Origin of the sequence: Massilia sp. BKSP1R2A-1 (assembly GCF_050586525.1) — a bacterium.
Taxonomy (GTDB): domain Bacteria; phylum Pseudomonadota; class Gammaproteobacteria; order Burkholderiales; family Burkholderiaceae_D; genus Telluria.
In genome coordinates this window covers 78,161-97,230 of sequence record NZ_JBOBRE010000009.1, presented here as the reverse complement: position 1 = coordinate 97,230, position 19,070 = coordinate 78,161, and the positions used below count along the sequence as shown (strand labels likewise).

General features: G+C 71.8%; 13 protein-coding genes. 4 read left to right on the top strand and 9 right to left on the bottom strand.

Annotation, left to right across the window (positions count from 1 at the left end; genetic code table 11):
* Positions 1-30 precede the first annotated feature (30 nt).
* The 3 genes from ACQ7JA_RS15240 (at position 31) to ACQ7JA_RS15230 (ending at position 4,016) form a co-directional block, all read left to right on the top strand.
* Positions 31-1,341 (top strand): MFS transporter, encoded by a 1,311-nt coding sequence (locus ACQ7JA_RS15240; protein WP_430899149.1) that lies wholly within the window; start codon positions 31-33, stop codon positions 1,339-1,341.
* 63 nt (positions 1,342-1,404) lie between these two features.
* Positions 1,405-2,379 (top strand): PP2C family protein-serine/threonine phosphatase, encoded by a 975-nt coding sequence (locus ACQ7JA_RS15235; RefSeq protein ID WP_430899147.1) that lies wholly within the window; start codon positions 1,405-1,407, stop codon positions 2,377-2,379.
* Between the two features lie 101 nt (positions 2,380-2,480).
* On the top strand, positions 2,481-4,016 hold the full coding sequence (locus tag ACQ7JA_RS15230) for an FHA domain-containing protein (protein WP_430899145.1): 1,536 nt from the start codon (positions 2,481-2,483) through the stop codon (positions 4,014-4,016).
* Positions 4,017-4,221: 205 nt separating this feature from the next.
* Here ACQ7JA_RS15230 and ACQ7JA_RS15225 read toward each other — a convergent pair whose 3' ends face one another.
* From ACQ7JA_RS15225 to ACQ7JA_RS15185, 9 genes are all read right to left on the bottom strand, one after another.
* Positions 4,222-6,153: a hypothetical protein gene (locus ACQ7JA_RS15225; RefSeq protein ID WP_430899143.1), complete on the bottom strand. Its 1,932-nt coding sequence runs from the start codon at positions 6,151-6,153 to the stop codon at positions 4,222-4,224.
* Between the two features lie 65 nt (positions 6,154-6,218).
* Positions 6,219-7,121: a pirin family protein gene (locus ACQ7JA_RS15220; RefSeq protein WP_430899141.1), complete on the bottom strand. Its 903-nt coding sequence runs from the start codon at positions 7,119-7,121 to the stop codon at positions 6,219-6,221.
* A gap of 81 nt (positions 7,122-7,202) precedes the next feature.
* Positions 7,203-9,407 carry a bifunctional serine/threonine-protein kinase/formylglycine-generating enzyme family protein gene (locus tag ACQ7JA_RS15215; RefSeq protein WP_430899139.1) on the bottom strand — a complete coding sequence of 735 codons (2,205 nt, stop codon included), beginning with the start codon at positions 9,405-9,407 and terminating at the stop codon, positions 7,203-7,205.
* Between the two features lie 8 nt (positions 9,408-9,415).
* Positions 9,416-11,365: a hypothetical protein gene (locus tag ACQ7JA_RS15210; RefSeq protein WP_430899137.1), complete on the bottom strand. Its 1,950-nt coding sequence runs from the start codon at positions 11,363-11,365 to the stop codon at positions 9,416-9,418.
* A 64-nt stretch (positions 11,366-11,429) separates the two neighbouring features.
* Positions 11,430-12,428 carry a hypothetical protein gene (locus ACQ7JA_RS15205; RefSeq protein ID WP_430899135.1) on the bottom strand — a complete coding sequence of 333 codons (999 nt, stop codon included), beginning with the start codon at positions 12,426-12,428 and terminating at the stop codon, positions 11,430-11,432.
* Entirely contained in the window at positions 12,425-13,462 is a 1,038-nt protein-coding gene (locus ACQ7JA_RS15200; protein ID WP_430899133.1) for a hypothetical protein, read from the bottom strand. The genes ACQ7JA_RS15205 and ACQ7JA_RS15200 overlap by 4 nt, the downstream gene beginning before the upstream one ends.
* A gap of 1 nt (position 13,463) precedes the next feature.
* Positions 13,464-14,009, bottom strand: a complete 546-nt coding sequence (locus ACQ7JA_RS15195; RefSeq protein ID WP_430899131.1) for a hypothetical protein — start codon at positions 14,007-14,009, stop codon at positions 13,464-13,466.
* Positions 14,010-14,019: 10 nt separating this feature from the next.
* Positions 14,020-15,297 carry a hypothetical protein gene (locus ACQ7JA_RS15190; RefSeq protein WP_430899129.1) on the bottom strand — a complete coding sequence of 426 codons (1,278 nt, stop codon included), beginning with the start codon at positions 15,295-15,297 and terminating at the stop codon, positions 14,020-14,022.
* Between the two features lie 90 nt (positions 15,298-15,387).
* Positions 15,388-18,465, bottom strand: coding sequence for a penicillin-binding transpeptidase domain-containing protein (locus tag ACQ7JA_RS15185; RefSeq protein WP_430899127.1), 3,078 nt, complete (start codon positions 18,463-18,465; stop codon positions 15,388-15,390).
* 219 nt (positions 18,466-18,684) lie between these two features.
* On the opposite strand from ACQ7JA_RS15185, the gene ACQ7JA_RS15180 reads away from it, so the two are divergent.
* The gene (locus ACQ7JA_RS15180; RefSeq protein ID WP_430899125.1) at positions 18,685-18,897 is read left to right on the top strand and encodes a hypothetical protein; all 213 of its coding nucleotides are present in this window, start codon (positions 18,685-18,687) and stop codon (positions 18,895-18,897) included.
* Positions 18,898-19,070: the final 173 nt, after the last annotated feature.

The following is a 19,070-nucleotide window of genomic DNA, read 5'->3' as shown; positions in this document are numbered from 1 at the left end:
ACAGAAAAGTCTTTCCACAAGGCAATTTTATTGACCGCTGCTGCTCGGCACGCCTACACTGCTTTCACCATGTCGAATGCCAGCACCAGCGCCCCATCCGCCTCCCCGGCAGCCGCCGCGGCGGCCCCGGTCCGGTGCAAGGTGCCCCTGACGCAGCCCCTGCGCCATGCCCGCTACCGGCGCATCTGGCTGGCCAATATGGTGTCCAATCTCGGCACCTGGATCCAGGCATTCGCATCCGCCTGGCTGGTGGCCTCGCTGTCCGGCTCGGCCGCCATCACCTCGCTGGTGCAGACCGCCACCTACGTCCCCGTCTTCCTGTTCGCCCTGCTGGCGGGTGTCGTCGCGGACGGCGTCCACCGGCCCAAGTTCCTGTTCTTCTGCAACCTCTACATCGCCCTGTGCGCGGCCGCCATGGCCGTGCTGGTGGCCGCCGGCCGGGCCGCGAGCGGCCCGGTACTGGTGCTGACCTTCGCCATCGGCATCGGCACCGCCTTCATCTGGCCGGCCTGGCAGGCGGCGATGGCCAGCCTGGTCGACCCCAGCGAAGTGGAAGCCGCCGCCACCCTCAACAACCTCTCGTACAACCTGTCGGCCATCGTCGGGCCCGCGCTCGGCGGCATGCTGTTCGGCTGGATCGGTCCCGGCGCCCTGTTCCTGGCCAATGCCCTGTCCTTTGCCGGCCTGCTGGTCGTCTACTGGACCTGGTGGCGCGAAGGCGCGCCCCAGCAGCCCGCGCGCGAAGGCTTTGCCGAGCGCTTTCGCTGCGGCCTGCGCACGGCCTTCGGCTGCCCGCGCTACCGCCGCATCCTGCGCAACGTCTGCTGGGTGTTCTTCTCGACCATCGCGTTTGCCAGCCTGCTGCCCGTGTTCGTGCGCGAGGTGCTGCGCATGCAGTCGAACACCTACGGCACCCTGATGGGCTGCCTGGGCGGGGGCGCGGTGCTGGCCGCCTGTTTCCTGCCGCAGGTACGCGCGCGGGTCGACAAGACCGGCCTGCTGGCCGCGGCGCTGGCCGTGTACGGGGCGATGCTGCTGGCGATGGCCTTCTCGCGCTCGCTTCTGCTGCTGGTGCCGCTGATCGTGTGCGGGGGCATGGCCTGGTCGGCCACGGTGTCGACCCTGAACGCGGCGGCCCAGCTGTCCTTCCCGGCCGAGGTGCGGGCGCGCACCCTGTCGATCTACCTGTTCGTGATGTCCGGCGGCTACGCGGCGGGCAGCGTGTTCTGGGGCCAGGTGGCCGAGCGCTGGGGCGTGCGCGCGGCGCTGGGCGTCGCCGCGGCCTGCGTGCTGGCCAATGCCGTGGTCCTGGCGACGGGAAGCCGCACAAACCCCATCTGATCGCGGCTTCGGGCGCTGTTGTTCAGGTGTACAGTAGCAGGATTGCCAACCAGTCCCTGCTCCATGACGAACGCCTTCGAACCACTGACTGACTTCCAGTTCGCGCCGCGCTGTGACGTGGCCGTCGCCAGCCGGCGCGGCGCGGGCCTGCTGCAGCGTCCCGAGAACCAGGACAATTTCCTCGTCATCGATGCGCTCGGCACGGCCAGCTGGCTGGAGGGCCAGGAACTGCGCCGCACCACCCTGCCCGGCTGGCCGGCCGGACATGGCCGGGTCGCCGTGCTGGACGGGATGGGCGGACACGGGCATGGACGCGAAGCGGCGGAGGCAGTGGCAGCCGGCCTGCTCGCGATCCCGCCCTGCGGCACGGCCGCGGCGCTGGCAGAGCAGCTCGACGCACTCCACGCCCGGCTGCAGCGCCAGTTCGCTTCCCAGGCCGGCGCCCGGCCCGGCACCACGCTCACCATGCTGGAGCTGCCGGCGGGCGGCGCGCCAATCCTCTACCACGTGGGCGACTCCCGCCTGTACGAGATCGACGCCACCCAGGCGCGTCCGCTCACGGTCGACCACGTGCCGGCGACCGCCGCCGCCATGGGCGGGCGGATCGACGAGCGCGACTGGTGGAAGCAGGTCCACGGCGAGCACGCGCCCCAGATCGCCCAGGCCTTCATCCTCGGGAATGCCTTCAGCAAGCCGGCCCAGCTGTCCGATCCCTTGTACGAACTGGCCCCATGGAACCTGCCGTTCTGGCTGGGCAGCCTGGCCGACCGGCGCGCGCTCACGCTGCGCCAGGACGCCGTCTACCTGCTCGCCACCGACGGATTCTGGTCCTGCGCGGCCCCAAGCGCCTTCGTCGCCGGCTGGCCCGCCCTGCTGGCCGGCGCGCCGGATGCGGCGTCCATGGTCGGCCGCCTGTTTGCCGCCATGGTGGACACGCCGCCCGATGGCCTGCAGCCCGACAACCTGACGGCCCTGGTGCTGCGCCCGCTCCCCTGCCATCCGGATGAGACCGCCCTGCCCAGTGATGCACTGAGTTAATATATTCCCAACAGAAAATAATGTTGCTAATCAACGAAGCCGGTGCGCCACCCGGCCGCAAAACAGGCTAAGCTTGCAAGGTCCGTAGTCACCGTCCGCATATGAGCCGCTGCCGCAATCCCGATCATCCGCACTGCACCGTCTGGGTCATGCCCGGCGAGGCCACGTGCGCGCACGGGCATCCGCAGCCTGAGGGCCAGGAAGCGCCGGCGCCGCGCGCCGGACTGCCGTCCAGTTTCGATGTCATCGGCGCCCTGCGCGCCAATCGCGCAGCGGCCGCGCCCCTGCATCCGCAAGCGGCCAGCGCCGGCCCCGCCCTGCAGCGCCCGCAGCTGCACATCAGCGGCTTCGACCCGCGCGCCGCCGGCGGGCGCCAGGCGATCAAGCTGGAACTGCGCGGCATGCCCATGGATTGCGCCGCCGAAGTACGCATGCTGGTGCGCTCCAGCCTGCGCCTGCGCGACGGCGAGCATTTTGTCTTTTACCGCACCTCGCGCGGCGACTGGCGCCCGGTCTTCCTCGAATTCTCCTCGCGCGGGCTGGAACACGGCCAGTACCGCATCGAGATCGAGCTGCACAGCCGCCATCCCGGACGCCTCGATGCGTCCCGTACCTGGACCTGCTCGCCGGTGATCCTGGTGCCGCGCCTGGACGCCAGCCTGGGCGAGATCCACCAGACCTTCCTCGCCACCCACAAGAACGTGCGCGTCGTCGCCGACGACGCCGGCATCGCGCGCGTGCAGGCCCCTGGCGGCGGCCGGGTCGACATCGACGTCACCTCCCGCAACGCCTCGATCGCGCATGTCGACCTGCGCGACGCGCGTGAGAGCAGCGGCAAGGTCGACCTCGCGATGTCGACCATCGCCTGGGACGAAGACCTGATCGAGATCGACGTGCCGCAGGCGGATGCCAGGCATCCCTGCCCGGCGGACAGCGCCTGCCTGGTACAGGCCGAGCCCGATTCCGGCAGCCAGCGCCACCTGCGCCTGTTCGCGCTCGACGAATGCGTGCTCGGCAGGTTCGAAGAAATCGAGCCGGAAGCCGACCTGCTCCTGATGCACCACGGCGAGCATGGCGAGGAACGCGGCGGCCTGACGCGCCGCCTGTCCGGGCGCCACGCCGCGATCCGCCAGGGCCGCCACGGCTTCGAGATCGAGGACGTGTCGCGCTACGGCCTGCTGCTCGACGGCGTCTGGCCCGGCAAGCACACCCCTGTGCTGCTGCGCCTGGGCATGCGCATCGCGCTTACGGCGAGCATCCGCGGCGTGGTCGAGCTCGAGGTCACCGCGCTGCTCCCGCACGGCGTGGTGCTGCACCGCGTGGATGCAGGCGCGCAGGCGGAATCCTTCATGGTGCTGGCGCCGGAAGTCGACCCGGCGCACGAGATCGGCAAGCAGGCGGCCAGCAGTCCGCGCGCTGCCGTCCTGCCCCTGCTGTTCCACCGCGACGGCGGCTTCTGGCACCGCGACCCGGCAACCGGCCAGGACACGGCGCTGGCGCCGGGCGTGCTGCTGGAGCGCCTGCGCGGCTTCGGCCAGCAACTGCGCTTCGCCGCCCAGCCGTATCCGGAAACGCGCGTACAGGTGGCCCGCGCCGGCGAGCGCCGGCGCGTCCATCCTGTCCGGCTCGACGCCTGAGGGCTAGAGGCCGCCCGGGCGCAGGATCAGGAAGACCAGGGATGCGCCGGCCAGCAGCGCCGCCTGCAGGGCGAACACGATGAACGGGATCCTGAGGTGTTCTGGAATTTTCATGGCGCGTCCTTTCGTTTGCGTAACATAAAAACCCGTGAGGGAAGTCCAGCTTACGCCTCGCCGCCCGGGAGGCGCGCAGCCTAGCCTCCCGTCAATCCGCCTGTGCCGCGAACTCGACGTAGACGCCCTGCAGGAAGAAGCCCAGCAGGCGCTGTTCGCGCGCGCCAGGGGGCGGCGCCGACACCCGGTGCTCCAGCACGAGCTCCAGCACCGGGGCCGCGCCCAGCGCTGCCGGCATGGCGATCGGGCCCGGTCCGAGCTTCACTTCGCCCAGGGCCAGGCCGTTGACGGCCATCCGCGTCGCCTTGACACCCTCGTAGTAGCGGCCCTCGACCGCGATGCGCGCCACGCGCCGGCCCGGCGGCAGCGCCAGGCGCAGAGTGGACCGGGGCGCGTCGGTCCAGACCGAGCTGCCTTCCACTCCCGACCAGCCCGCGACCAGCGTGGGAGCCTGCTGACCTGGCGCGACACCGAAGCGCTGGCCCGGCGCCGGCCCGGTCTCGCAGCGCAGCGGCGCATTGTAGTAGCGCCAGCCGGATGCCAGCGTGACCTCGTCAGCGCCAGCCAGCCGGCGGCCCGGCGCGCACAGCCCGCCGGAGTCGAGCGCGTTCGACCAGTAGCGCATCAGCTTCGTCGGGCCGTGCGGCCCCTGGTGCAGCACCACCTGGTCGTGGGTCGCGAAATCCTCGCGGCGCCGCTCGCGCTTGAGGAAGATTTCCGGATCCGGGTTGTACCAGCGCGGTGCATGGTCCAGCACCCAGGCGGCCACCCGGCCATGCACGAGGAAGGATGGCGTGCGGCTGTGCCAGGCCTGCGCGGCGCTCGCTCCCTGCAGCAGCAGGGCGACGCCGACGGCCAGGTAGCGGCTGCGCAGATCGAGCCGCACCAGGCCGGCCAGGCAAACGGCCAGCATCGGCATCGCCGTCCAGTAGGCGTAGCGCGAGACGAGCAGGCCGCCGCTGTTCCAGTTCATCGCGGTCAGGGTCGGCAGCGCGAGGCCCAGGCTCAGGCAGCAGGCGATCGCGGCGTGCAGCAGCCAGCTGCGACGGCATGCGCCATCCAGCCGCCACACGACAATGGCCGCGCAGGACAGCAGCGCCGGGAAGCCGATGAAGAGGCCCTGGTTCAGGTCGAACAGGAAGGAGAACAGGCGCTCGGGCGTGGCCAGCGCCACGTCGTTGTAGTAGCGCCCGATGATGCTGGGCACGCCGAACTGGCGCTGGTTGTGCAGGTAAGGCAGGCAGGCGGCGCCGATGCCGGCCAGGACCAGGGCGCCCTGCGCCCGGCGCGGGCGGCGCGGCGGCGCGTCGCTCCAGGCAGTCGCGGGGAACAAGCGCAGCAGCGCGATGTAACAGGGTACGGCCAGGATCAGGCCGGCGATCGAGGGGTTCTGCGTCGCGCCCAGCCCTGCCAGCGCCACCGCGACCGCAAAGTCGCGGCGCAGCAGGGCCAACGTACTCAACAACACGCAGCAACCGGCCATCACCTCGGGGCCGATCCAGACCGTGTAGTAGAGCGGCCCCATGAGCCCAAGGAGGGTCAGCTCCGGCGTGCGCGCCGGCAGCCAGGCGCGCAGGCGCCAAGCCGTGATGCCGAGGATGGCAAGGTTCAGCGCCACCAGGGCCATGAAGGGATTCTGCCCGAGCGCCGTGACGAGCCAGTAGAAGGGAACGGCGAGCAGCGAATACATCCAGAAGTGGATCGCCTGCACGCTGCCGTCCAGGGCGCGGGCGAAGCCGAGTTCGATCACGCCCCCGCCTTCGATCCGTTCGATGGCGCCATCCATGCTCTCGGGGCGCAGGCGGGCGCGTTCGAGCGCCCTGGCCGGCATCGCCTTGAAGTCCACGACGTCCGAGCGGCGCAGCTCGGGCGAGCCGTGGGCCGCGAAGCCCTGGCTCATCGCCAGGTATTCGAGGCCGTCGCCGATGATGCGCGCCTTGGACAGGCACGCGATGGCGAACAGGGCCCACAGCAGCAGCAGGACGGGACGCGCGAGACGCCGGACGAATGCGGGAACAGCCATGGACGCGGGATCGGATGGAAACCCGCGATTCTAGCAAACTGGCAACTGCGGCAACTGCGGCAAGCCTAGTCGCGCGGCGCCTCGTGCTTCCATGCGGCCGGCCAGGCCGGCAGCGGAATGCGTTCGCTGTCGCCGGGCACCGGCACGAAGGCGTCCGCTTCCCAGTCGCGCGCGGCCTGCTCGATCCGCTCGCGGCTGCTGGAAACGAAGTTCCAGAAGATGTAGCGGCGCCCGTCCAGCGGCGCGCCGCCGATCAGCACGAAGCGCGCGCCGGCCTGCGAGGACACGCGCACCGCGGCGCCCGGCTCCAGCATCGCCATGGTATTGCCGGGAATCGCCTCGCCATCGACCTCGATGGCGCCCATCGGCGCGTACACGGCGCTCTCGTCCGGCAGGCCGTCCAGCGCGATGGCGCCGCCCGGCGCCAGCTGCACGTCCAGGTAGAGGGTCTGGCTGAAGGTCGGCACCGGCGAGGTCTTCCCGAAGGCCGTGCCGACCAGCACGCGCACGGTCGCGCCCTCGAAGGCAATCTCGGGGATCTGGTCGGCCGGCGTATGCGAGAACGCGGCCGGCGCCTCTTCGTGCTCGCGCGGCAGCGCGGCCCACAGCTGCAGGCCGTGGGTGCGGCGCGTCCGCCCCAAGAGGTCCTCGGGCGTGCGCTCGGAATGGACGATGCCGCTGCCCGCCGTCATCCAGTTGATCGCGCCCGGCTCGATGCGCTGCTCGGTGCCGAGGCTGTCGCGGTGCATGATGGCGCCTTCGAACAGGTAAGTCACGGTGGCCAGGCCGATGTGCGGGTGCGGCCGCACGTCGTGGCGCGCGCCGGGCTGGGCTTCGACGGGTCCCATGTGGTCGAAGAAGAGGAAGGGTCCGACCGACTGGCGCGCGGCGGCCGGCAGGATGCGCCGCACGGTAAAGCCGCCGCCAAGGTCCTTGTCATGCGATTTGAACAGGTGGGCGATGGACATGGCGATTCCTCCGGGTGTGATCGATCCTGCAACTGTACACCATCCGCGCCCCTGCGGCGCCTGCCGGAGGGCAGGCCCGGCCTACAGGAGCTCGCGCACGACCCGGAAGCCCACGATATCGTTCGACAGCACGCTGGAAAAGCCGTTGCGCAGCGCCGAACGCAGGTAGCGCGGGTTGTACAGCCAGGAGCCGCCGCGCAGGATGCGGCGCGCCGGGTCGCCGCCGGTTTCCCAGGCGCTGCCGTCCAGGGGGGCGCCTTCGTAGTTGTCGTGCACCACGTCCTGCACCCACTCCCACACATTGCCGTGCATGTCGAACAGGCCCCAGGGGTTGGCCGGGAACATGCCGGCCGGCGTGGTGCCGGCCCGGTAGGCGCCGCGCGGCCCGCCGTTGTAGGTGAAGGTGCCGTCGTAGTTGGCCTGCTCGGGGCCGATCGTGTCGCCGAAGCTGAAGGCCGTCCTGGTGCCGGCGCGGCAGGCGTATTCCCATTCGCTTTCCGTCGGCAGGCGGTAGCGCTTGCCGGTGGCTGCGGACAGCCAGGCCAGGTAGTTCTGGGCGTCGTGCCAGGTCACGCCGACCACGGGATGGGCGTCGGTCTGGGGGAAGCCGGGCGCAGCCCAGTTCACCTCCCCTAGCGGCTCCCAGCCGGTGGCCTGCGCGAAGACGCGCCACTCGCCCACCGTCACCGGATAGCGGCCCATGGCGAAGGGCCGATCGATGCCGACCCAGCGCTGCGGGGTCTCGCGCTCCAGCCATTTTTTCTGCGCGCCCGCCGCCATCGCGATCTTTCGCTCGTGCTCGTGGGAGCCCATCTGGAAGCGCCCGGTCGGGATCAGGACCAGGGACGGGCCGCTGCCGGCGCCGTCGAGGAATGGATCGCACAATACACCGTCGCCATCGGCTACGGGACTGCCCGGCGTCGGCATCAGCTTGGCGAGCTCGTCGGCGCTGCGCGCCGCCTGCAGCTCGCGCTCGCGCTTCTGCTGCGCCAGGTAGGCGGCTGCCGCCTTGGCCTGGGCCGCCTTGCGCTGCGCCTCTTCCTGGGCCAGGCGCGCCTTCGCGACTTCCTCCTCGCGCCTGGCGAGCAGCTGCTGGCGCAGCAGCTCCTTGCGCGCCTCGCGCGCCGCCTCGGCAGCAAGCCGTTCGGCGCGCTGCTGTTCGCGCCGCTCGCGCTCGACGAGCAGCTTGGCGGCGGCCTTGGCCTGCTCTTCGACCTGGCGCCGCGCGGCCAGTTCGCGGTCGCGTTTTTCCTGCTCGGCGCGGGCGCGCGCCTCCTCGCGGGCGACTTCCTCCGGCGTGGGGCCGACGGCCTGGCGGATATTCTCCAGCAGCGCACGCACGCTGGCCGGCCGCGCGGCGGGATCGCGGGAAAACCCGGTGCGCAGCGCTTCCCACTGAAGCGGCGTGAGGCCGGCCGGCACGTGACCGCTCGATGCCGGCAGCGCGCCGTCCAGCATCCGGCAGATCATCATCGAGACCGCGTACACGTCCAGGCTCGGCGCCGGCACGCAGCCTGGGCTGCCCGCCTCGGGTGCGCGGTAGCCGGCGGTGCCGGAACTGGCCGGCGCGTCCAGCGGCGACGGCGCACGGGCGCGCGCCGCGATGCCGAAGTCGAGCAGCTTCACCTCGCCGCGTCTGGTGAGGAAGACGTTGGCCGGCTTGATGTCGCGGTGGACCAGGCCGTGCTTGTCCCAGGCGTAGTCCAGCGCCGCCGCGACCGGGTCGAGCAGGGCCAGCACCCGTTCGAGCGGCAGGCGGCCTTCGCGCGCCAGCAGGCTGTCCAGGTCTTCCCCTTCCAGGCATTCCATGATGATGAAATAGCTCGACGTGGCCGGGTCCTGCGCCCATTCGTAGACCCGCACGATGTGCTCGTGCGCGAGGCGGCGCGCGCGGGTCGCTTCCTGGATCAGGAGCTTGGCGTGGCTGGCCGACTGGGTCAGCTGGGGCGGCAGGATCTTCAGCGCCACCTGGGCGCTGTGGCCCAGCTCCGCGTGGGTGGCCAGGTCGGTGGCCTGCCACACCTGGCCCATGCCGCCGTGGGCGATCAGGCGCTCGAGGCGGTAGCGGCGGTTCTGGGGCCCGACTTCCTGGCCGGCCATCAGGCCGATCTCGGTGCCGGCGCGCGCGCGGGCGGATTCAGGCTGCGCGGCTTCCGGCACATCCAGCGCGGGCGCGTATTCGGCGTCGAGGATCGCGTTCTTGCGCAGGTCGAATTCCTGACGGCTCAGCAGGCCGTCCTCGTGCAGGGCGCGCAGTGCGCGGATCTTGTCGATGGCCGTTTGCATCGCTTCCTTCAGGACTGCAGGGGCGCACCGCAGGCGCCGCAGAAGCGCTCGCCTTCGCGCACGGCGTGTCCGTGCCGGCACTGGCGCACGCTCGCCGCGACGCCGGCGACCGCCCCGACCTGGGCGGCCAGCAGCGCGACCTGGTGGCGGCGCTCCTTGTCCACCTCGCCGTCACGGCGCGCCTGTTCGCGGGCGACCAGCGCCAGCGCCTCGTCCGGCGTGAGCTGGCCGGCGCCGACCACGGCGGCCAGGCTCGAGAGCTGGTCCGCGTCCATCGTCGCGTGCACGCGGGTCTTCATGAAGTCGTTCAGCAGCGCGGCGTTGGGCGCGGCGGCCAGCGCGAGTTTCGCGGTGTCGTCCATGCCGGCAAAGGCTTCCTGTTCGGCCAGGCGCAGGGCATGGCGGCGTTCCTCGGCCTCCAGCACGACGCCCTGCTGCTCGCGCGCCTGCTGGCTTTCCAGCGCGATGGTGCGGGCCAGCTTGTCCTGCTGGGCCGTGCTGCGGGCAGTCTCGATGGCCAGGCGCGCCTGCTCGTCTTCCCATTCCTGCAGGCGCTCGGCTTCGCGCCGGCGCGCGGTGTTGGCCAGCACCAGCAGCTGGTGGCGCGCCACGTGTTCTTCCTCGTCGATCGCGCGCGCATGGCGTGCCCCGTCTTCCTCGGCCTGGCGCAGGCGCACCAGTTCCGCCTGCTTGCGGGCGGCGTCTTCGATCGAGCCGGCCTGTTCGATCTTGTAGCGGATCTGCTGTTGCAGCAGGGTGTGCGAGAAGCGCTGGCGGGCGATTGCCTGCGCCTGGCGTGCGTCCTGCTGCGCGACCTCGAGCTCGCTGCGCATGCGCAGCTGGGCCAGGGCGCGCAGGTGCTGCCATTCGAGCGCCTCGTCGCGGCGCTGCGCGCCCTTCTTGGCCAGCTCGTGTTCGAGTTCGGCCAGCACGTCGCCGGCGCCGCGCTCGAGCGCCTGCTTGCGCGACTGGGCGTCGAGGATGCGGGCGTAAAGTTCGATCTGGCGCGCGCGCACCGCGTGAGCCCGGTCGGCTCCCTGCAGCGAGAGTTCGGCACGCGCGATGGCGTCGTCCTGGCGCAGCTCGGCCTCGCGCTGGCGCACCCGTGCCCGCTGTTCGGTGCGGCGCAGGCGCTGCCATTCCTCGGCATCGTAGAGCTCGTCCAGGTGCTTCCTGTGCTCGACCTGCACGTGGCGCTCGTCGACGGCCAGCCACAGGCTGCCGACTTTCGCGCGGTTGGCGTCGTATTTGTCGTGGCGCAGTTCGACCGTGTCGACCTTGACGACGGCGAGCCCGTATTCGGCCAGCAGGAGTTTCAAGCCGCCCTGCAGGCGCGCGTCGAGCTGCTCGCGCAAGTCCTGGTTGCCGGCCATCTCGCGGATCGAGCGGGCGCCGACGAATTCTTCCAGCAGCTGGCGCACCGGGGCCGACAGCAATTCACGCAATTCCTGGGTGCCGATGGCGCCCGGCTGGGTCATGAAGTGGCGGGCGAATGCGGGCACGTTCTCGATGCGCAGGCTGACGGTAAAGCGCGCCGTCACGGCCAGCTGTTCGCTGGTCGCGATGTCGTCGAAGCGGAACTCGACCGGCAGCGCGCCGGTGCGGGTGACCAGGATCTCGGCGTGCTGGTCGCGCAGCAGGTGGTTCAGGCGCGTGAAGAAGCCCTCGATCTCGTATTCGCCCTGCGGTACCTCGGTCGCCATGTCGCCCTGCAGGATATAGGCGCGGCCCGTTGCGGGAACGCGCAGCGTCTTCACGAAGATGCCGGAGAGTTCGCGCACGCCGAAGAAGACGGCCAGTTCATCGGGACCGGCAACCCAGCGGTTGTCGACCAGCACGGGCGCATTGCGTGGCGCGCCGAGGCTCAGGCCGCAGCCGCCGCAGTAGCGTGCTCCTCCGCCGTTCTTGCGCTCGCAGCGCGGGCAGCCGGCGCCGCCCCATCCGAACTTCTGCAACATATGCGACTCCGTTTCAATCCGTACAACAAACCGCTTCAACGATTCTAGCAAAGCCGGGGCGCGATCATATGATCCCGATCCGGTCCACGCAGGCGACGCTGGCCCCCTGGGCCTTGAGCTGCGCGCGCCACTCCGGCGCCAGCTCCGCCTCCCAGGCGCGCGGCAGCAGGATGCGGTCGCCGGCCTGCGCCTCGCGCAGCAGCAGCGCGCACTTCGGCGCGGCCCCGTCCACGTTCTCGACCTGCCCCGCATGCCAGCTGGAAGACTGTCCGGTGGCCAGCAGGCGGCCGCGCGGAAGGAAATCGCGGCCGCGCGCCATGCGGTCGGCCATCACCAGCGCCAGCTCGAAGGAGCCGCCCTGGAAGCGCTCCCGGGCGAAGCGCACGGTGGTGCGCCACTGGCCCTGGCCGCGGCCATCGTGGTGGCGCGCAGCGACCAGCACGGCGCGCACCCGCGCCTGCAGGGCCGCGTCGACGCCAGGCGCCACGATCCTGGACTCTTCGTCTTCGCAATCCGCCTGGCTTGGCCGCACATGCACCTCGACCCATGACAGGCTGTCGCCATCGCCGCCGCTCACCAGGGGAAACCAGGCGCGGCTGCTCGCCACGCCGACCGCCGGATCCGGATGGCCGCTCAGGGCGCCCAGGTGCGGCAGGCCGCCCTCGCCGCCCGCCAGCACGCCGAGCGGGACGGAAGGCAGGCTGTGACCGTCCACCCGGCCCAGGTGCCAGGCATCGGACCAGCCGTTCGCCACCACCGGCGCCGCGCTCCGGTAGAGACCCCGCACCATGCGGTCGGCCAGCACGGCAGCCAGCTCCCAGTCGCGCTCTCCGGCCGCGGGCGCACGGTCCATGCTCAGCACCACCTGTGCGCGGCTGTCGAAACGCGCCTCCGTATGGCGCGCCAGGCGCACCACTTCCTGCATGCGCCGGGCCAGCTCGGACGCCTCCGGGACGCTGCACTTCACCTCGGCGCGGCCGTCGCGCGGGCGCACCGTGGCGGTGACGGTCAGGTAGCTGCCGTCGCCGGCGATGCTGCGGCAGCTCACGAGGGAATCGCTCATTGCTCCTCCCCGGTCGCGCGGCGCGCGGCGCAGTCGCATTCGAGGTTGGCGATAATGCGGTCGGCTTCGTCCAGCAGCCCGATGGCCTGCGGCAGCTCGGCGACGGCATGCTTCATGCGGGCCAGCAGCGCCCAGGCTTCATCCAGCGCCGCCACCGCGCGCCGGCTGTGGCGCGCGCGGCGCAGCTGCTCGGCCGCCGCCAGGGCTTCGTTCGGCGCGGCCAGCGCAAGGGCCGGCATGGTGCTCACCGAGAGGCTGACCAGGTCGAGCCGGCGCAGGAGATCCTGGTGGCGGCGGAAGGTCGCGCAGTCCGGCGGCAGCACGGCCAGGCGCAGCCCGCACAGCACGCGGGGCAGCTCGAGGAACAGGCGGCGCAGCGCCTTGCGGTCTTCGCATGCCGCGTCGAAGGCCTCCTGGGGCGGCGCCACGACCGGTTTAGATGCCGGCTGCACGGCCAGGCGCGCAGCCAGCAGCGCCGCCAGGTCGCGCGAGGCGCCGAAGTCGACCGGCACGCAGTCGTCCACCATGACGCCGAAGCGGGTGTACAGCAGCTGGTTGAAGCCGGCGCGGAACAGGTTCCACTCCTCGAAACTCGTGCAGGGCGGCAGCTCCAGGTTGCCCTGGGCTAGTTCGCGCTGCAGGGCGGCCTCCATCTGGGCCACGAAGGCGTCCAGGGCCACCCGTTCGCCGCCTTCGCTGGCCAGGAACAGGTCGAAGCGCTGCTGGGCTTCGCGCGGGTCGGCGCCGTCGATGGCGAACGCCACCTTGAGGCCGATCTCGGGCGCGGCCGCGAAGGGCGTCAGATCGCAGGCATAGGGGCCGGGATGGACGCACCACGCCGTTTCGCCATCGAAGACATTGACGCGCGCGCCTTCGCTGAGGCGCCGGGTGCGGCCATCGCCATCGGCCAGCACGGCGAAGCGTCCGCCGGGAACCGTGCAACCGCGCGCGATCGGCAAGGCGATATGGGCCGCCCCGAGGCCGGCGAGGTCCGGGGCCGGCTGGCGGAACGGCCGTGTGAACAGATTCAGCATGCTAGCGACCGATCGGCTCCACGGTGAATCCTCCGCCGTGGCGCTGGAAATGCCGGGCCGGTCCTTCGGCGAAAGGCCATGGACCTTCGCACTCGCCGTCCGGGTCGAGCTGTCCCTCCAGCACGGTGTTGCCGGCGCCGTCCCGCACGCGGAGGGGCTGCGCCGCACGCAGCAGCATCGGCGCCAGGTCCGATTCCGCATCGAGCTGGAGGATGGCGCGGCCGGCCACGACGTGCAGGCGCCAGGCCCCGTCGTCGGTCACCAGGGCCTCGAAGGGCGCGCCGCTGTCGGCCGCGCGCAGCATGCCGGCGCTGCCGCGCCAGCCCGAGGTGTCTTTTGCGCGGCGCGCCTCGGCGAGCTGGCGCAGGCGCCGCGCGGTCAAGGGGGAAGCCTGCAGCGCCGCCCGCTCGCCGCCGCTCAAGGGACGGCTGCCGTCCAGCGCGGCCAGCAGCACCGCGTCGGCCAGCACCAGGCGGTCGCCCTCGATCCGGCGCCCCGCCAGCAGCCGCGCCTGCAGCTTGCGATCCAGTTCCGTCATGTCCATCATGTCTCCTCCTTCATGCCTGCATTGGACCTGCAGTCAGCTTGGCGATGGCGGCGTCGCGCCGCTTGCGCAGGGTCGGCAGCGACACGCCGTCCAGCAGTGCCAGTTGCCCCATGGTCGGCAGCTCGCCGGTGGCCGGGTCCAGCCATTCGGCCGGATAGCTGTCGTCGAATGGACCGAGCAGCTTCAGGTACACCGCCAGCCGCACCGGCAGCGAATCGTCCGCCATCGTGCGCAGCGCCCAGCTGCCCCCTTCCTGCACGGCAGCCGCCATCTCCAGGTAGCGGGGGGACAGTGAAACCCGCTCGGCCAGGACGACGTCCAGCGTCGGGGCACGCATGTCAGGCTGCGCTTCATCCCCATCCTCCAGGGCGGCAAGGTCGAGCGCATCCTGCTGCGCTTCCAGGATCCGGTCGGGTCCCGGCGTTGCGCCCTGCTCCGATTCGTCCAGAACACGCCAGTAGTCTTCCAGCCAGGCCCCGGCGTCGTTCGCATCCTGCAGCCAGTCGCGCTCGCCGTTGGCGGACAGCGCCTCGTACTCGCCGATCTCGCGCAGCATGGCCGCGATCTTCTCCGGACTGCTCTTCAGGCTGGCGAAACGCTTGGAGCGGGTGTGCAGGGGGCCGGGCGCGCCGCCGAACCGCTCCAGGCTCTCGCTCCAGCGCAGGATCCACTCGGCGCGGCAGTCGGAGATGCTGCGCAGGCGGCGCGCCTCGATCGGTTCGGCCTCGATGGTCCGGCCCAGGATGGCCCCGACCTGGGCGCGGTGCTCGCGCCAGCCGAACAGCAGGCGCGCCACTTCGCCATAGGCGGTGTCGAGCATGCGGTAGGCGTACATCCGGTTCGGACTGCAGGGGCGGCCGCAGGCGGCCTGGTAGTTGTCGCTGTCGACCTTGTCGCGCAGGACGGCGTAGAGGTCGTTGAATTTTTTCCTGAGGAGGGCCTCGCCGCCCGGCGCATGCCAGAACGGCCCCATGCGCGCATGCTCGGCGGCAACGGCGGCGCACAGGCCGGCCCAGTCGCCAGGGCGGGCCTGCAGCTCATAGACCAGGCTCAGGGCCAGCTCGAGGACCGTGTCGCCATAACTGTTGCCGAGTGCGGCGCCGCGCGGGCCGCTCGCGTACAGCACGCGGGACACGCCGTCGACATAGGCCGCCAGCGACGCTTCCTGGTCCGGCTCCAGCAGCAGCGCATGCTTGTCGCGCGCGAGCGCGGCCAGCGAGCACTGCCCCAACAATTTACGGACCTGCTCCCAACCGTGCTCCTGGTACCGGGTTCCCGGTAAACGCATGTGTTCCTCGTCCTGTAATGCATCCGCGCACAGGCGGATTGTCAACAGATGATGCCATAGAAACACATTCTTGAGGCGCGCAGCAGACGCCTAATTCCCCTTCTTATCGAGCGACTGCGCCGCCATCGCGCGCAGCAGGGCGGCCACCACCGGCGCCGCATGGGCGCCGCCGGTCAGTTCGGAATGGCTGACGAAGGCGGCAAAGGCGAGCCGCCGGGTCTGGCCGGGCAGGCTCCCAGGCTCCAGCCAGCCCATGAACCAGACCGTGCCCTGGCCGTCGGCGCCGCTTGGCGCGGTGCCGGTCTTGCCGAACAGGCCGGGGCGCAGGCCATCGAATTCCTTGCCGCGAAAGGCCCCGGCAGCGGTGCCGCCATCGACCACGCCCTTCATGCCGGCGCGCAGGCGGTCGAGACGCACCCCGAGCTCGGCGCCGGGACGCTTTTCCGCCGCCCGCCCGTCCAGTTCGAGCAGCAGCCGGGGCGTGACCACCCTGCCCTGCCCGGCGGCTGCGGCCACCACGGCCATCTGCAGCGGGGTGGCCTGCATGCGCAGGCCGATTGCCATCTGGCGCACTTCGTGGCGGGTCAGGATGGGGTCGATCCGGCTTGGCGTGGCCTGCAGGGCGTCCCAGGCGTTCCAGCGGAAGTCTTCCGGGAGCAGGCCGCCATCCAGGCGCAGCGGCGCGCCGAAACCGAGCCGGCGCGCCATGCCAGCCACCGGGCGCAGCGCGTCCAGCGCCCCCGGCTCGAGCTCGCGCACGCCCGGCACGCCGCCATGGGGGCCACCCAGGCTGCGGTCGCCCAGCTCGGCGGTCCAGGCGAACCAGGTATTCACGCTGTGCGCCAGCGCCTGCGGCAGGCCAAAGCGTCCCTCGACGGCTCTCGCGCCCGCCAGCTGTTCGCGGAAATTGGTGATGCGGGCGCCGCCCGCCTGCGGGTAGCTCGGTGCGCCGATCCGGAAACCATGGCCGCTCTCCTGCGCCACCCGGTCGATGGCGGCGAGCGGCATGCCGTCCAGCAGCCGCTCCAACCGGGCGTCCTGCTTCGCCGCCTGTTCCAGACCCAGGGCCGTGATCACCTTGAAGGTCGAGCCGGGCGCCCGGTGCGCGCCGCCGTCGTGCTGGAAGGCCGGCAGGCGCAGCGGACTGCGCGCCGGGTCGGCACGATCGAAAGCGCGCACTTCGGGCCAGCGCGCCGGGTCGGCGCTGCCCACGCCGGCGCCGGCCGCCGCCAGCACGTCGCCGTTGCCGGCGTCGAGCAGCACCAGGCCGGCCTGGCGCCCGGCTGGCGCCGGCCGCGCGCCGCTGCAGCGTTGACCGTCCCAGCTGCCGCCGCCCAGGCCGATGCAGTCCAGCGCCGCCTGGGCCGCCGACTGCAGGCGCAGGTCGAGCGTGAGCGCCGCCGTATGCATGGGGCCCAGCAGCCGCGCCAGCATGCCCGCCACGCTCGACGCGTGGTCGCGGTGCACGCCCAGCAGCGGACCCAGGCCGGCAGCACGGGCCAGCGGGCTGGCGCTGCCGTCGACCCACAGGCGCTCGCCATGGCGGTCGCCAAGGCGTACCTCGGCCAGCGCGGCGCGCTGGGTGGCCTGCTCCGCGGGAAGGGCCTGCCAGGCCAGCTTGCCGGTATCGGCCCGCAGGTGGCGATAAGCGGCAGTGGCGCCGCGCGCCAGGCGCTCCAGGTCCAGCGCCTCGACCTCGAGTTCGATCCGGGGTGCGCCCGGCAGGGGCGTCAGCAACAGGCGCTGCACCGCGTCGCGCCCCGGGCAGGCGCGGCCATCGCATTCGAAGCTGACGCGCATCGTGGCGCCGCTCACCCTGCGCACGCGTCCGGCCAGCAGCAGCTCGGCCGGGCCATTGGCCTGCAGCGCCAGCCGCGCCGTCGATGCCGCACCGCCCTCGTCCCAGGCGGCCACGCGCTGCCAGGGCGCCCAGCCCTCCGGCAGGCGCGCGAACAGGCGCATCGCGGCGACCGGCAATCCTTCATCCACGGCCACGGGAACGCCGTCCACGCTGGCCTGCCAGGCCGCGTGGCTGCCGGGGCGGATGCGCCAGGCCAGCAGCCGCCGCTCGCTGTTGTAAATGCGTACCTGCTCGCGCACGAAAGCGCCGTCGGCGCGGTAATACAGGCGGCCCAGCAGCTTGCGGCCGGCCTCATCGAGGCGCAGGTGCTCCCAGCCGCGCAGCGGCGCCCGGTCGCCCGCCTCCATGCGCTGCCAGGCCGCCAGGTCGCGCGGGGCCAGCTCGGCCACGCCGCCCGGGCCGAGACGAACCAGGCCACGGGCCTGCAGTTGTTCGAACAGCAAGGCGTCCTCGAGACCGCGCGGCGCGCTTGCCGGCACGGGGTGGGCGCCGGGCGCCAGGCGCAGGGCCGGCGAGACGCTTGCCGCGCCGAAGGCCTGCACCAGGGCGCCGGCCGGGCCGCCGGCCGCGTAGCGCTGCAACAGGAGCTCGCCAAGCTGGGGACAGGCGGCGCTCGGGCGCCGGGTGATGCGCAGGGCGCCGTCAGGCCAGGCCAGCCAGCCCGTCTGCCGGAAGGCGCCCGTACCGCTCGCGCCCCGGCTCGCCACGCCGCCGCCCGCGTCGCCGATCCACGCGGCCTGGGCGGCGCCGGCCTGCCAGCGCACGCTCAAGGGGCCGCGGGCGTCGCCGCGCAGTTCGATACGCGGCGTGGTCGATCCCGGCGCCGCCATCACCACATTGCGCGGCGGGCTGCCCGCGGCCTCGTGCAGCGGATAGCCGATCCGCAAAGGCAGCAGGACAGGACGGGCCGGGTCGAGCGCCTGGGTGCACAGGTCCACCCTGAGCGGGCCGGGCGCCGTCATCCCGGTCGCGAGCACCACGGCTGCCCCGCCATGCTGTTCGATGAGCACAGCGGGCGCATCCGGTACCCGGAGGGTGACGCCGGCCAGCAGCGGCTGCAGGGTCGCCAGCGCGGCCGCCGACGCGCCCGCGGGCGTGCTGGCGGAAGAAGCCGACAGCGAGCGCGCCGAGTTTGCCAGCACGAGGGCGCCGAGCGCGATGGCCGCCAGCGCCAGCGGCGCCAAGGGGTTCCAGCTGCGCCGCGTGCTCGCGGACGGACGCGCGCCGGCGCGCAGGTTACGGGCGCGCCGCCAGGCCGTACGGCTGGCGGCGACGTGACCGGCGAGTTGTGCGAGTGTGGCGCTCATCAGGATGTCCGCAAAGCGCGGCCCCGGGGCGGACCGCTTCGCGCATGCCTAGCGGAGGGGCGGGGAAAGCCATCCATACCCGCGTCGCGGGCGCACATTCGCGAAGGCTTTTCGACAGCTCATTCCGCGTTTTCTGCGTCTCGTCGCAATCGGCTCGCGACGCATGGAGGCTTGGCCTACAGTGCACACATCGACAACCCACACGCAAGGAGAATCACCATGAACATCATGAAAAACATGGAAGCCGTCTTCGTCGTCGCGATGGCACTCGCCGTCCCCGCCAGCTACCTGGTCGACGGCGTTCCCGAAGCCCAGGCCCGCAGCTACAGCGCCGATGCCGCCCAGGTCGCAAGCGGCGACAAGATGGCCGTCGTGACGGTCAGCGCCAAGCGCCTCAGCGCCGAAGAAAAGGCCGCAGGGAGCCGCGGATGAGTGCCCGGCGCCGGCCCGCTGTCGCGTGAACCCGACAGTACGGCCGGCCCATCTGTATCACGCTCCCGGGGTGTTTTCCGCCCATCTGTTTCAAATGTAAGCCGACGTTTCAAACCGAGATTTCCAGCCGCAGCCCCGATATAGTGGGTTCATCCGCTTTCGGATCTGGAGAC

What these genes read in the sequence shown, in the direction of transcription:
- ACQ7JA_RS15235 (WP_430899147.1), top strand. Translation starts at nt 1,405, where the DNA reads ATGACGAACGCCTTCGAACCACTGACTGACTTCCAGTTCGCGCCGCGC.
- ACQ7JA_RS15220 (WP_430899141.1), bottom strand. Translation starts at nt 7,121, where the DNA reads ATGTCCATCGCCCACCTGTTCAAATCGCATGACAAGGACCTTGGCGGC.
- ACQ7JA_RS15190 (WP_430899129.1), bottom strand. Translation starts at nt 15,297, where the DNA reads ATGCGTTTACCGGGAACCCGGTACCAGGAGCACGGTTGGGAGCAGGTC.
- ACQ7JA_RS15180 (WP_430899125.1), top strand. Translation starts at nt 18,685, where the DNA reads ATGAACATCATGAAAAACATGGAAGCCGTCTTCGTCGTCGCGATGGCA.
- ACQ7JA_RS15230 (WP_430899145.1), top strand. Translation starts at nt 2,481, where the DNA reads ATGAGCCGCTGCCGCAATCCCGATCATCCGCACTGCACCGTCTGGGTC.
- ACQ7JA_RS15200 (WP_430899133.1), bottom strand. Translation starts at nt 13,462, where the DNA reads ATGCTGAATCTGTTCACACGGCCGTTCCGCCAGCCGGCCCCGGACCTC.
- ACQ7JA_RS15225 (WP_430899143.1), bottom strand. Translation starts at nt 6,153, where the DNA reads ATGGCTGTTCCCGCATTCGTCCGGCGTCTCGCGCGTCCCGTCCTGCTG.
- ACQ7JA_RS15185 (WP_430899127.1), bottom strand. Translation starts at nt 18,465, where the DNA reads ATGAGCGCCACACTCGCACAACTCGCCGGTCACGTCGCCGCCAGCCGT.
- ACQ7JA_RS15215 (WP_430899139.1), bottom strand. Translation starts at nt 9,407, where the DNA reads ATGCAAACGGCCATCGACAAGATCCGCGCACTGCGCGCCCTGCACGAG.
- ACQ7JA_RS15195 (WP_430899131.1), bottom strand. Translation starts at nt 14,009, where the DNA reads ATGATGGACATGACGGAACTGGATCGCAAGCTGCAGGCGCGGCTGCTG.
- ACQ7JA_RS15210 (WP_430899137.1), bottom strand. Translation starts at nt 11,365, where the DNA reads ATGTTGCAGAAGTTCGGATGGGGCGGCGCCGGCTGCCCGCGCTGCGAG.
- ACQ7JA_RS15205 (WP_430899135.1), bottom strand. Translation starts at nt 12,428, where the DNA reads ATGAGCGATTCCCTCGTGAGCTGCCGCAGCATCGCCGGCGACGGCAGC.